Annotated in this window: 9 protein-coding genes; 2 read left to right on the top strand and 7 right to left on the bottom strand. The window is 74.9% G+C overall.

Annotated elements, in window-relative coordinates; genetic code table 11:
• Window positions 1-37 precede the first annotated feature (37 nt).
• The 7 genes from ABZ865_RS14650 to ABZ865_RS14620 all read right to left on the bottom strand — a co-directional run bounded on the left by ABZ865_RS14650 (window position 38) and on the right by ABZ865_RS14620 (window position 10,846).
• Entirely contained in the window at window positions 38-1,531 is a 1,494-nt protein-coding gene (locus ABZ865_RS14650; RefSeq protein ID WP_361229720.1) for an HEXXH motif-containing putative peptide modification protein, read from the bottom strand.
• Window positions 1,531-2,739 (bottom strand): FxsB family cyclophane-forming radical SAM/SPASM peptide maturase, encoded by a 1,209-nt coding sequence (locus tag ABZ865_RS14645; RefSeq protein ID WP_361229165.1) that lies wholly within the window; start codon window positions 2,737-2,739, stop codon window positions 1,531-1,533. The genes ABZ865_RS14650 and ABZ865_RS14645 overlap by 1 nt, the downstream gene beginning before the upstream one ends.
• Window positions 2,740-2,909: 170 nt before the next feature.
• Window positions 2,910-3,128, bottom strand: coding sequence for an FxSxx-COOH cyclophane-containing RiPP peptide (fxsA, locus tag ABZ865_RS14640; protein WP_361229162.1), 219 nt, complete (start codon window positions 3,126-3,128; stop codon window positions 2,910-2,912).
• A gap of 40 nt (window positions 3,129-3,168) precedes the next feature.
• Window positions 3,169-6,774 carry an SAV_2336 N-terminal domain-related protein gene (locus tag ABZ865_RS14635; RefSeq protein ID WP_361229159.1) on the bottom strand — a complete coding sequence of 1,202 codons (3,606 nt, stop codon included), beginning with the start codon at window positions 6,772-6,774 and terminating at the stop codon, window positions 3,169-3,171.
• A 7-nt stretch (window positions 6,775-6,781) separates the two neighbouring features.
• Window positions 6,782-7,813, bottom strand: coding sequence for a MoxR family ATPase (locus ABZ865_RS14630; RefSeq protein ID WP_361229156.1), 1,032 nt, complete (start codon window positions 7,811-7,813; stop codon window positions 6,782-6,784).
• Between the two features lie 109 nt (window positions 7,814-7,922).
• The gene (locus tag ABZ865_RS14625) at window positions 7,923-10,217 is read right to left on the bottom strand and encodes a trypsin-like peptidase domain-containing protein (protein WP_361229153.1); all 2,295 of its coding nucleotides are present in this window, start codon (window positions 10,215-10,217) and stop codon (window positions 7,923-7,925) included.
• Window positions 10,214-10,846 carry a CU044_2847 family protein gene (locus ABZ865_RS14620; RefSeq protein ID WP_361229150.1) on the bottom strand — a complete coding sequence of 211 codons (633 nt, stop codon included), beginning with the start codon at window positions 10,844-10,846 and terminating at the stop codon, window positions 10,214-10,216. The genes ABZ865_RS14625 and ABZ865_RS14620 overlap by 4 nt, the downstream gene beginning before the upstream one ends.
• A 205-nt stretch (window positions 10,847-11,051) precedes the next feature.
• On the opposite strand from ABZ865_RS14620, the gene ABZ865_RS14615 reads away from it, so the two are divergent.
• Both ABZ865_RS14615 and ABZ865_RS14610 read left to right on the top strand, forming a co-directional pair.
• Window positions 11,052-11,231, top strand: coding sequence for a DUF6104 family protein (locus tag ABZ865_RS14615; protein ID WP_023586593.1), 180 nt, complete (start codon window positions 11,052-11,054; stop codon window positions 11,229-11,231).
• A gap of 405 nt (window positions 11,232-11,636) precedes the next feature.
• Window positions 11,637-12,617 (top strand): DUF4097 family beta strand repeat-containing protein, encoded by a 981-nt coding sequence (locus ABZ865_RS14610; RefSeq protein ID WP_361229146.1) that lies wholly within the window; start codon window positions 11,637-11,639, stop codon window positions 12,615-12,617.

Here is a 12,617-nt window from a genome sequence, read left to right as displayed (position 1 = left end):
ACGATCTTCCCGCAGCGAAGGGTGGGAATTCGGCATTTCACGGATTCGGGAGCGGGGGCGCCGGAGGCTGACGCTGCGTCCACAGGGTGCGAACGGCTTTGACGTACGCCTGAGCGCGCGCCGTGTACCCCCGGGGTGCCGGACGCGTGGCGAGCCGTTCGTGGACGGCGACCATGCCGTCGACGAAGCGCCGGCCGACCGGTGTCAGGTCGGGCGAGCCGACGAGCGCGGGCAGGGCAGCGCCGACCTGGGCGTGGTAGCGGGCGTGTTCCGCCCAGGCGGACTCCCGCCGGGCCGGGTCCGCCAGCGCCCGGCGCTGGAAGAAGTCCGCGAGCGCCAGGTGGGAGTAGGTGCCCTGGAGCAGTCCGTCGTACGGCCGCGGGTCCGGGCGCCAGGGGGCGAAGTAGCGGGCCTCGGGGCCGGCCCGGTGCAGTTCCACCATCTCGCTGAGCACGGCGAGTTTGGTGTGCTGCAGTTCGTGCACGAGGGTGGCGGCGAAGGCCACCGGGGTCGCGGGCGCGCTGCTGAGGAGCGCGCCGAACGCCTCGCGCCGGGTCGCACTGCAACTGCCGCGGCCGTCGGCGCCGGGCGGCAGCTCCAGCGGGACCAGACAGCGCAGCAGGGTGAGCGCCTCGGCGAGCCGGTGCTCGCCCCCGCTCCGCAGCACGGCCGCGGTGCCGGACCAGGTCCCCAGCCAGCGCTTGCGCTCGGCGTCGTCGGGGGCGGCGGGGCCGCTCAGCGCGTACTGGTCGGGCTCGCGGGGCGGGACGCGGTAGGGGTCGAGATCGTCCAGGGGCATGGGGGCGGCACCGGGCACCAGCCCGGGCAGGGCGTGGGCCGAGGTCCAGGCGGGCGTCCCGGACCAGGCGCCGATGCCCTGTTCCAGGTGCACGGTGACATCGGACGCACCAGGCCGGCGGAGCGTCAACCGACCGTCGGCATACCGGACTTCTACTCGTACGTCGTCCCGCTCGCCCGTGCGCAGGGCGCCGAGGGAGGGGAGGGTCAGCACGCCGTCGCGTGCGGTGAGGGACGTGGTGAACGGCAGCCCGGCGCGGGCCGCGGCGACGGCGGCGACCGCACTGAAGTGGGCGAGGTCCAGGAGGAGTTCGCGTCGGGCGTCCGCGGTGAGCCGATCCGCCGCGAGCGGGCCGGTGGGGGTCAGCCTGGTCAGGCAGCGCCGGACCCAGGGGCCCATCAGCGGGTGGAGCAGCCGCGCCCGGGCCGGCGAGTCGGCGCCCCCCATGTCATGCGCCGGCGCCCCGGCATCGCCCACACCGCGCGCCGGCGCGCCCGCACCGCCCCCGGTGGCCCGGTCGGCCGCCGTCAGCAGGGCCCAGTCCTCCAGCAGCCTGCGCTTGGCCGCGCCGGGGCAGACGGCGGGGTCGGCGGCCTCGGCGGCCTCGAGCACAGCGCGCAGCATGAGCAGGCGCCGGGTGTCCTGGTCCCTGACGAGGAGCGCGAGGGTCTCGGGTCCGCCCTCGGTGCGGCCGAGTTCGGCAAGTGCCCGGTCCGGGACCGCCGGAAGTATCACGGGGTGCCCCCTTCGAGAGAGGCCGGGACCGCGGGGCGGGTGCCCCGGGTGTCCCCGGCGAGCCGTCCGGCCACGTGCTGGATGAAACGCTGCAGGTCCGCGCAGTACACGGACGGGTTCCGGAAGCCCCCTCCGGCCCGGTAGCGGTGGGCGTAGTGGCCGCCGCCGCACACCGTGACCAGCGGACAGGCCCGGCAGCGGTCGGCGAGGCCCGCGAGGCCGGCCTGCCGCGCCGCCACCCCGGGGTGGCGCAGGGCCTGGTCGAAGTCGTGCCGGAAGACGTCCAGACCGGTCTCGGCGGCGCCCTCGTACGCCGACTTGAGGGAGTCGACCTGCTCGATCGAGCCGTCCGTCTCGACCACGACGGCGTCGAAGGGCTGGAGCCCGAGCGACTCGGTGGCGGCGGGCAGGCCGAGCAGCAGGGCGAGGCACTCCTCGAAGAGCCGCACCCGGGTCTCCCGCCGTCCGGCCGACCACCAGCGGTCGAAGACCCGGCACAGCCACTCCCCGTGCCGGGCGCCGCCCCAGTGCGGTGGCGGCGCCGACCAGTTCCCGTGCGGCAACAGCAGATCCAGCGCGGGCGGGCCGAGCGCGAGCAGGGACTCGTAGGTGTCCACCGGATCGCTGGTGGGGTCGACGACGAGGAGGAGGCCGGCGTACGACCCCGGGAAGTGCTCGGCGACCAGGCGGGCGCCGCGCTCGGCGGCGGGCCAGGAGGGCCGTCCGGCGTGGTCGACGCGCCGGGCGTTGTGCGTGGCGCGGCCGCCGTCGAGGCTGATGCCGACACGGATGCCGTGCCGGGCGAGGACGGTCATGCGCGCGTGGGTCAGCAGGGTGGCGTTCGTCTGGACGGTGGCCTGGACGGCGCAGCTGGCCGGGACGCGGGCGCGGACGTCGTCGGTGAAGCGGGCCAGCGTGTCCGCGCCGGCCAGCAGGGGTTCTCCGCCGTGCAGGACGAGGGAGACGGTGGTCAGGGCGTGGGCGCGGGCGTGCCGCGCGATGCGGTCGGCGGTGCGCTCCAGGACCTCGGCGGGGGCGGCGGCCGGGCGCGTGCGCCAGGTGTGGTCGGGGCCCTCGTACAGGTAGCAGTAGGTGCAGGCGAGGTTGCAGCGGCCGTGCACCTTCACGATGAACTGCCGGAAGGGACGGGAGGGTTCACGGCGAGGAGTCTCGGGCGGCGGCGGGGCGGCGGTGTTTCCGGACACTCCAGCACCCCCATGCCGTACGCCCCGCGCGGCTGCGATACGAGCGCGCCACGGCCCTTCCGCCCGTATGGACGCGCATTCCCGGCCAGTGGCTGGGGGCAAACCCCTGGCACTCTAACTTGGCTTTTTCTGCCCCTAGTTGACCGATAGTGTTGGTTGTTTCGTCACGTTCAGAGGCAGTTGTTGAAGCCCCAGAGCATCTCGCTCGGACGCTCCGCGCGCTCGCGCAGCCCCGCCAGCACCTCCCTGAGGACGGGGTGCTCGACGGTGCGCAGCTCCTCCAGGTCCAGCGCCGTGAGTTCCGGCAGATCCGGCAAATCCGGCACATCTGTCAGATCCTGCGGCGGCCCGGCGTTCTCCCGTGCGGGCGCGTCGTCCCGTGCGCTCATGTCCCCGTTCCCCTCTCCCCTGTGGCCCCTGCCTGCGTGCTCATTCCAGCTCGGCCAGCCGGCGCGCCGTGTCCGCGGCCGTCGGCCCGCCCGTGCCGAGGCTGCCGTCGGGCAGCCGCGACCACTCGGCGCGGGCCGCCCGGTAGGCCTCGCGGGCCGCGCGTGGGCGGGCGGCCGCCTCGTAGGACATACCCCGCCAGTGGTGCGCTTGCGCACCCAGTTCCACCGCGTCCTGGCGCCTGCGCTCCGTTTCGGCCTCCTCCTCGGCCTCCCGCGCCGACTCGGCCGCCGACCGGAAGGCGTCCACCGCGTCGTCCAGGCGGGTGGGCCGGCCCAGGCTCCGGTAGGCCTCGTACTGCGCCTGCCCCAGCTCCAGCCCGCAGCGGGCGGCCAGCAGCGGATCGTCCGCCTCCGCGGCCGCCAGGCCGAAGAGGTGCTCCGCCTCCCGCAGGTCGACCCGGTCGCCGCGCAGCCGGTAGCGCAGGATCAGCGCCCGGCCCAGCATCAGCAGCCGGTACGCCGTGTGCGGACTGCCCGTGGGTGTCTCCGTACGGCAGTCCCGCAGCACGCGGATCGCCCGGGACAGGGGTTCCCAGGCGCGGGCCGCGCTCTCCGCGCCCGCCCGGCGCAACAGCGCCTCGCCCCACTCGGCGAGCACGTCGGAGTAGCCGGCCGCGTCCCTCGACATGTCCCCGGCGGCCAGCGCGAACGAGGCGGCGGCGTCCCGCAGTTCGCGCAGATCGCCGGACTCGGCGTACCGGGCGGCCTTGACGCGTCCGGCGCGCACGTGGAGCAGGGAGCGCAGGCTGCGCCGGGTGGTGCTCGCCAGCGCCTCCTCGACCTGGTCCTGGGCCTCGGCCAGGTCCCCGCCCGACTTCAGCAGGGCGTCGACCAGGTCGAGGTGGATCCGGATCCGCTCCCGGGCCCGGTCGGCACCCCCCGGGGTCTCGCCCGGAGTCTCACCCGGGGTGGCGCCCGCGGTCTCACCCTGGGTCTCGCCCGAAGCCTCGGCCGCCAGCGCGTCGCGCAGGGACCGGGTGGCCTGCTCGGCGTAGCCGCGGGCCTGCTCCGGGTCGGTCGTGGCGTCCGCCAGGCGCAGCAGGAGCCTGCCGTGGGCGAGCGGGAGTTCGGGCGGGCGGTGCCGGCGGTCCGGCCAGATGTCGGCGAACGCCTCCAGCATGCCGACCGCGCCCTGGAGCAGCGCGCTGTCACCGCCGAGCCGCCACTGCGTCTCCAGCGCGCCCACCCGCTCCAGCGTCAGCCGCAGCGCCTCCTTCGGGTCCAGCTCGGGCGCGGCACAGGCCACCGCGTACTCCCGGTCGGCGCGACTCAGCAGGTCCAGGGCGCCGTGCTGGTCGCCGCGGCGCCTGCGGTCGGTGGCGGCGGCGCGCAGCACCCGGGCCAGCGCCGCCCGTTCGCGCAGCGCGTGCGGGTGCGCCACGGCCCGCTCGGCGGCATTCTCCGCCTCCCGCAGCAGCTCGGCCCCGCCCTGCACCTCCCACAGCCGCAGCGTGGCGTACGCGTACTCCGCCCACAGCCCGGGGTCGGCTCCGGCCGGGCGCTCGTGCCCGGTGGCGCCGCGCAGCAGCTGTACGGCGTCGATCACGTCCTGCACCATGCCCTCGGCGTCGAACCGGGCGAGCAGGGTGCGGGCCCGGACCACCGCCGGGTGTGTCGGCCGCTCCCCGGCCGGGGCGCCGCCGCCCCGGGTGCCGTAGAGGCGGAACTGTTCCGGCAGCGGCATGAAGCGTTCCAGCACCCGGGCGGCGACCTCGGCGAAGGGCTGCGGGACCAGCGTCGCGTCGCCGTTGTCGCCGTTCTCTCCGGGGTAGCCGGTGCCGGGCGTGTAGGCGCGTCCCGGGGGCGCGCCGGGCTCCTGCCCCCGCTCGGCCGCCAGGCCGGTACCGCCGCCGAGCTGGGCGAGCGCCAGGGCCGGGAAGTTGGCGCCGCCCTTGCCGAAGCGCTGCTCGATGTACTCGGAGCAGTGCTTGAGGACCAGGACCGCCTCGTCCCGGCCGAGCGTCGACAGCAGCGCCTCCCGCACGTCCGGATCCATCTCGTACCACTGGCCCGCGTCCCGCCCGTAGTCCTCCTCGGCCTCGGCGCGCTGGACGAGGCCGCCGAGCAGCACCTCGGCGAGTTCGGAGGGGCCGGAGCCGGGCAGCATGGTGCGCTGCACCAGCTGCATCACCGGCAGACACAGCGGGGCGGCGGCCAGATAGACGGCGAGGCGTCCGGCGGTCGGGGAGGCCGCGGAACGGAACCGGCTGACCCGCTCCACCGACGTCGGCCTGCGCGTCTGGCGCGGCCTCGGCGCGGGCGGCTGGTCCGCGCGCACCCAGCCCACCGCTCCGGCGACCGGCCCGGTGCCGGCCCCGGACAGCAGCCGCGCCCAGGCGCCGAGGGCCACCGGCTCGGGCGGCAGCACCGGTACGGGCAGGACGCCCGGCGGCGGGACCACCGGGGCACCGTCGGGGGTGCGCACCCGCAGCGCGGTGCCGCCCAGGGCGTCGCCGCGGGCGAGCCGGCCGTACGTCACGGGCAGCCGGGTACGGTTCCACAGGCGCTGGGGCAGCGGCTGGAGCACGGCGACGGGGGCGAGGCGGGCCAGGTGGTGCAGCAGGCGGTGCGCGTGGCCGCTGCGCCACAGCGGGCCGGCGCAGTCGCTGACCAGCAGGGTGATCCGGCGGCCGGTGGGGTCGCTCAGCCGGTCCGCGGTGTGCAGCGGGGCCGCCTCGGCGTCCGGGCTCCGGCTGACCGCGGGCCCGCCGTCCGGACCGGCGTGCAGATGGCTGACCTGGATGTCCCCGAAGGCGCCCAACTGGGCGAACACCTGCTGGAGTTCGGCGAACATGCGGTCCCACACCCGCATCGAGGGCGCGGCGTCCAGCACGAGCTGAAGGCGGGCGTCACCCCGGGTCACGGCGCGGTGGACGGGCAGGATCAGACCGCCCGCACGAGCGCTCAGCTCGGCCGTGGCCGTCTCGTCCAGCTCCGTGCGCAGCGGCGGCGCGGCACTGCGGTACGCCTGCAACGGCCGCAAGGCGCGCTGGAGTTCGAGCGGCGCGGGCAGGACGGGGGCGACGGGCACGCCGACCGGAAGCGCCGTGATCCGCCCGGTCGCCTGGGCGCTCGGGGCGCCGTCGCGAGGTAACGGGTACAGCGTCACCCGGCGGTCGGGCCCGGCGGCGGCCGGCTGTGGTTCCGGCCATCGCGCGGGCGGCTCGGTCGCGGGCTCGGGGCCGCTCCTGCCGCCCTGCCCGGACACGGTCTCGCCCGCTCCCGTCCCCGGCGGGACGGAGGTCCCTGCGGCGCCTGCCGTCCCCTTCGTCTCGTCCTCGTCCCCCGACCCGGCCCACCGCGCCAGCCACAGCGCGTCGCTCAGCCCCTCCGCATCGGGCTCCATCCCGATCTCCCGCAGCCGGAGCACGAGTTCGGCCAGGGGGTCGCCGCCGGTCGTACCGGCAGTGGGGCCGTCGTCGGTCATGCCGAAGGAGGGGTCGTTGCCGGTCATGTCGAAGGCGGGATCGCCGCCGGGCAGGCCGACGGTGGGGTCGGAGTCGGGCAGGCCAGGCCGGTCGGGCAGGCCGGGCCGGTCGGAGGGGTCCGGCGGGACCGGGCCGTGTCGTGCCGCTGCGTCGGGCATCGGCGCCTCACCTCGAACGGTCGAGCCGCTGGATGAGCAGATCGGCGAGTCGCTCGCGGCTGGGCGGGGCGGCCGCGTCGGTGAGGTAGATCGCGTTCAACAGCTGGTCGGCAGCGAGGAGTTCGCTGCGGGAGCGCTCCAGGAAGCGGGCGATCAGGTCGTCGCCCGCCCGCGCGGCCTCGTCACCGAGGTGGGCGCGGACGAAGGTGGCGAGCCGGTTGTGGTCGGGCCGGCCCAGCTCCAGGTGGATGCAGCGGCGCATCAGCGGGGCCGGGAAGTCCCGTTCCCCGTTGCTGGTGAGGACCACGAACGGGAAGGCGCGGCAGCGCACCCGGCCGTCGCGGACGCGGACCTTGGTGCCGTCGGCGGTGAGCACCTCGGCCTCGCCGTCGGGCAGCCGGTCGGCTATGCGCTGCAGCTCGGGTATCTCGAACTCGCCCTCCTCCAGCACGTTCAGCAGGTCGTTGGGCAGGTCGATGTCGCTCTTGTCGAGTTCGTCGATCAGCAGCACGCGCGGGGTGTCCGAGGGCAGCAGGGCCGTACCGAGCGGCCCGAGCCGGATGTAACTGCCGATGGCCTCGACGGCCCCGGGGCTGCCGGCCGCCGCCCCGTACCCGCCCTGCGCGGCGATCTGGACGTCCTGGAGCCGAGCGATGGCGTCGTAGTGGTACAGCCCGTCCTGGAGCGTGGTCCGGCTGACGATGGACCAGCGCAGCACCTCGCCCAGGCCCAGCTCGTACGCCACCGAATGGGCCAGCGTGCTCTTGCCCGCGCCGGGGCTGCCGGTGACGAGCAGGGGGCGGCGCAGATAGAGCGCCGCGTTGATCATCTCCAGCTCCTCGGCGCCGGGCCGGTGCAGTTCGGCCAGGTGCCGGTGCGCGCCGAGCCTACGGTCCCGGGAGCCGTCGCCGTCGCCTTCCCCGTCCGCGTCGTCCCGGCCGGAGAAGTCCCGCCAGGGCGGTGGCGGGGGCAGCCGGCTCATGCCGTCGTGCGGTTCCCCGGCGCCTCGGTAGATGAGCCACTCACTGGATTCGGTCATGTCCGGTCCTCGTCGTCACTCGTCCGCCACGGCAGCCGTCGAACGTGCATCACGGTATCGATCCGCTGGACACCTGGTAAGGGGATCCGGAGGGAACGCGCGCACCGCGTCACGGCGCCTCCAGAAGATCTCCGGTTCCCGGCAGGGGCCTGTGCGGATCGTCGTACAACAGTGCTACTCCATGGGCCCAGTAGGCTTCGGTGAGCCCCGCGTGCATCTGCTTGCGCAGCCCGTGCACCGCGTCGGGCAGGAAGGCCACGCCGTTGCCGTCGTCGACGACCGTCTTGGCGCCCCGGTGGAACTCCCCGCACACGGACTCGGGTTGCCGCCGCCAGCGGCGCCACATCGCCACCCCGAAGCCGGCCCGCAGGATCCGGCCGAGCGCGGCGGGGTCGCTCTCGTAGCGCAGGTCGCCCAGGCGGCACAGCACCGGCACCGTGTGCGGCGCGAGGCCGCGCAGCGCCGCCGTGTCCGGTACGGGTCTGCGCACCCCGTCGTCGCAGTCCAGCACTTCGGCCTGCGCCTGCCAGGCGTGCAGCCGGCGCCAGCGGTCCCGGCGCTCGCCGTCCTCGTCGCCCTCGTCGCCTTCGTCGCCGTACTGCTCCCAGGCCGCCGCCGGCCACGCGCCGGGGCCGTCCGCCCCCTCGTCGGGCAGCTGGTCGCGGTCCGAGCAGCGCACCAGGACCGGCCGTTCGACGCCGAGCGGGACGCCGTCGGACCGCAGCCGCCAGTCGTCCACCGCCGCGCCCAGGAGGAGGTGCGGCAGGGCCACGTAGAGGGTGGCGGGCCGCCCCGGCCCGTCGCACTGCCGGAACGCCTCGGTGAGCGGGGCGGCCACATGGGCGTCGAGGTCGGCGAGCGGGGTGCGCTCGGTCTCGTGCAGCAGCGTCGTGCCGCCGTCCGTGTCCGCCACCGAGATCGACCAGTCGCACCGGTCCGGCTCCCAGCCCCGGCGCAACACCACCAGCAGTACGGAAGGGCCGGGCGGCGCGAGAGACGGATGCTGCGCGGCGTGCTCGGTCAGCACCTGGCCGGGGCCGTCGTCGACCCGCTCGTGTGCGGGATGCGCACGGCCGAGCAACTCGGCGCGCTGCAGGGCGAGTTCGGTGCGGTAACCGGCGTCCAGTCCCGTCGACGCGTGCCTCACCCACTCCCAAAGGGCCGCTTCGGCGGCGCGCACACTGGGCCGCCGGTCGCGCTCGGCCGCCAGGATCCGCATCGCGTAGTCGATGACGAGTTTGCGCGCCCCGTCCTGCCGCGCGTGTTCGTACAGCACGCCCAGGCCGTCCCGCCAGCCGCGCGGGGCGGGCACCAGGGCCGGAAGCCGGAAGTTGGGCAGGGAACGGAGGATGTCGAGCAGGGTGCGGGTGCTGGCCGGCGGCGGTAAGTCGGCCAGCCGGCCGAGGAGTTCACCGCGCTCGTGCGGGCTGAGTGCACGCCCGGGACGCGCGCCGAGTTCGCCCTGGATGTCGGCCCAGGTGGGCGCCGGCGAGTCGGAGGGCTGCTGGCGGTCGCGGTGGTAGCGGTCGTGGGCGTGGAAGACGGCTTGGTAGAGGTCGGCGGGGTGGGGGGTGTCGGGAGGGGGGTTGTTCGGAGGGGGGTTGTCCGCATGGGTGCCGCTGGGGTGGGCTTCGGTCGGACGGGCGTCGGTCAGATGGGAACCGCTCTGCCGAGGGTCGATCGGGTGGGCGTCGGTGTGGCCGGTCCCTGGCGCACCCGTCGGCAACTGGAGGGTGCGAAGCTGCTCGACCCCGATGGACGTGCCGCCCGTACCGTGGTCCGCGCGTGACTTCAGAACGCCGACGACCTCACCCCGCACGGGATCGATCACCGGGCCGCCCGAGACACCGGGCGGCAGATCGTTCTGCCCCAGCCGCACCTGCTCCTCCGGCGACCAGGCGCTGATCGTCCCCTGGACGGAGAGGTATCCGTCGAGGATCTCGAGCCGGCCCCGGGCGCCCGTCCAGCCCGCGTAGTACACCCTGCTCCCGCCGAAGTGCGGGTTGGGACGCTCGGAGACGTACACACACGTGTGCCCGACGGGCTCACCGAGCCGGACCAGCGCGAGGTCCGGGGCGGGCCAACTGCCGGGCACGAGTCGGCCAGCGTGCTCGGGCAGGGTCGCCGCCACCTTTCCGGGCACGGCGCGCGGGTCCTCGTAGGGGCTGGTCCGGTACACCACGGTGACCTCGCCCCCCTCCTCGGCGTGAACCACGTGTGCGCAGGTCAGAACCCAGTTCGGCGCGACGAAGAATCCGCTGCCGAGGAAGCTGCCGGGCTCGTCGTGGGCATACCCGGCACCCGCGTGATGAATGCGCACGGTCGCCGCGAGAACGAGTTCACGGAGGGCAAGCTGGGCAGCATCGAAGCCGTCCGGTGCGCCCCCGTCGTACCGCTCCGTCATACCGCGCCCCCGACGCCGCCGCCCCCGACACCCCCGTGCCCCCGAACGCCGGTGGACGCGCCGGTGTGCGGGGAAGGAGTGGCGTCGCCGGAGAGGTCCGGTGCCGGGGTTGCGGGTGGGGCCGGAGGTGCTTGAGGTGTCGGCGGGGCGGGGGGTGCTGGTGGGACCGGGGGTATGGGTGGGGCCGGCTGGCCGGGGATGCCCTGGGGCGGGGCGGCGGGCGTGCCCGGGTCCGCGCCGGCGTCCGCGCGGGCGTCCGCGCGGGCGTCCGGGTCCGGCGGGCCGTCGCCGTTCCACGTCAGGGTGACCGTGATGGCGGCCTTGGCCTCGCCGTCCGCGAGCAGGCCCACCACCTTCCCGGCCTTCGCGGTCAGCTCGATGCCGAACTCGACGCTCACCTCGTCCGGCCGCACCGCCCGCAGCGGGCCGGACAGCGATCGGGCGACACCGGTGATCAGCGATTGCAGGCTCTCGACGCTCGCCTCCACCCGCTCGGCGAACCCGGTGTCCGTGTACGACAGCCCGCCGGACGACGGCGCGGACAGCTCCTCGGCCCCCGATATCCGGGCCCACACCGGCGTCCCGTCCGGCAGCTGGATCCTCGCTACCCGCGTCGACTGCTCGCTCATCGCGCTCCCCCGTCCCCTCGCCCCGTTGTCGCCCCGTCGCCCCGCCCGGACCGCCTGCCCGTCGGGCCGGACGGCCTGCCTATCATTTTCCTGTTCTCGCCCGGCTCCTCAGGCGGAAAAGCGGCATCTTCCACCTCTCACAGGTTGAGGGTTCTTCCCGCCCGGGAGCGGCCCTACCCCTGCACTGACCGACGGAGCGGCATCCATGTACTTCACCGACAGAGGCATCGAAGAACTGGAGAAGCGGCGCGGCGAGGAAGAGGTCACCTTCGAGTGGCTCGCCGAGCAGCTGCGCACGTTCGTCGACCTGAACCCCGACTTCGAGGTCCCGGTGGAACGCCTCGCGACCTGGCTGGCCCGCCTGGACGACGAGGACGAGGAGTAGTCCGGTCGTACGACAGCAGGCAGTACGAGCGTGAATCCGTACTGCTCACCAGGGGGCCGCCGCGTGCGGCCCCCTACGCAGTAGCAGCGCCTTCTCCTCTTCATCCGCCACGCAGGGGGCGATCTTCCGGCCATCGCCCAGGCCATCCCCGGCCATCCCCGGCCTGCGGACCCACGGCCCCCTCGACCGGACCCACGGCCCCCTCGACCGGACCCACGGCCCCCTCGACCGGACGCGCCCGCCCTCGCGGGCCCGCCCGCGCCGTTCCCCGCCTCCCGCGCCTTGGCTCACCAACCCGAAAGGGTGTCTTGACTTTCCGTGACCACGATATATCGTGAATGAGGAAAGACGCGATATGGCGTGTCGCGACCGCGCTCCGCCCCGCCGCGCCCGAGGAGGCCCCCCATGTCCGAGTGGTCCGTCGCCGAGCCCCAGAAGCTCACGTTCGACACCCCCGTGAGCGATCTGCACGTGCGCATCGTGAACGGAACGGTGAACGTCGTGGGCACCGACGAGGGTTCCGCGCGCCTGGAGGTCTCCGAGATCCAGGGCCCACCCCTGATCGTCACGCAGGAGGACGGCATCCTCACGGTGGCCTACGAGGATCTGCCCTGGAAGGGCTTCCTCAAGTGGCTCGACCGCAAGGGCTGGCGGCGCAGTGCCGTCGTCTCGCTCGCGGTGCCCGCCGACACGCGCGTGGAGGTGGGCGTGGTCGGCGCCGGCGCGGTCGTCTCCGGCATCCGGGGCCCATCGGTGGTCAAGGGCGTCACCGGGGACACGACCCTCGTCGGCCTCTCCGGCCCGGTCCGCGCGGACACCGTGTCCGGCAGCCTGGAGGCGCAGGCCGTCACCGGCGAGCTGCGGTTCAACTCGGTCTCGGGCGACCTGACCGTCGTGGAGGGCTCGGGCCCCACCGTCCGCGCCGACTCGGTCAGCGGCTCCATGATCATCGACCTGGACCCGGACGGCCCCACCGACGTCCGGCTGACCAGCGTCTCCGGCGAGATCGCCATCCGCCTGCCGCACCCCGCGGACGCGGAGGTCGAGGCGAACACGGCGAGCGGCACGATCTCCAACGCCTTCGACGGCCTGCGCGTGCACGGCCAGTGGGGCGCCCACAAGATCACCGGCCGCCTCGGCCCGGGCAACGGCAAGCTCCGCGCCACCACGGTCTCCGGTTCCATCGCCCTGCTGCGCCGCCCCCCGCGCGAGGACGAGGAGGACACCCCCTGGGAGACCGAGCCCCCGACCGCACCGGCATCCACCCCGACGTCCGGCCCGGCATCCGACCCCCAGCCCACCCTGGGAGACAATTCCGTCTCCGGTCAGAGCACCGAAGCCACCAGTGCTCCGTCCGACGGCACGACCGACAAGAAGGTGCTCTGA

It is taken from the genome of Streptomyces sp. NPDC047085 (genome assembly GCF_040643735.1).
GTDB lineage: Bacteria > Actinomycetota > Actinomycetes > Streptomycetales > Streptomycetaceae > Streptomyces.
Note: the sequence above shows the minus strand (reverse complement) of the source record. Positions and strands in the feature narration are given on the sequence as shown.

What these genes read in the sequence shown, in the direction of transcription:
- fxsA (WP_361229162.1), bottom strand. Translation starts at nt 3,128, where the DNA reads ATGAGCGCACGGGACGACGCGCCCGCACGGGAGAACGCCGGGCCGCCG.
- ABZ865_RS14635 (WP_361229159.1), bottom strand. Translation starts at nt 6,774, where the DNA reads ATGCCCGACGCAGCGGCACGACACGGCCCGGTCCCGCCGGACCCCTCC.
- ABZ865_RS14630 (WP_361229156.1), bottom strand. Translation starts at nt 7,813, where the DNA reads ATGACCGAATCCAGTGAGTGGCTCATCTACCGAGGCGCCGGGGAACCG.
- ABZ865_RS14625 (WP_361229153.1), bottom strand. Translation starts at nt 10,217, where the DNA reads ATGACGGAGCGGTACGACGGGGGCGCACCGGACGGCTTCGATGCTGCC.
- ABZ865_RS14620 (WP_361229150.1), bottom strand. Translation starts at nt 10,846, where the DNA reads ATGAGCGAGCAGTCGACGCGGGTAGCGAGGATCCAGCTGCCGGACGGG.
- ABZ865_RS14615 (WP_023586593.1), top strand. Translation starts at nt 11,052, where the DNA reads ATGTACTTCACCGACAGAGGCATCGAAGAACTGGAGAAGCGGCGCGGC.
- ABZ865_RS14610 (WP_361229146.1), top strand. Translation starts at nt 11,637, where the DNA reads ATGTCCGAGTGGTCCGTCGCCGAGCCCCAGAAGCTCACGTTCGACACC.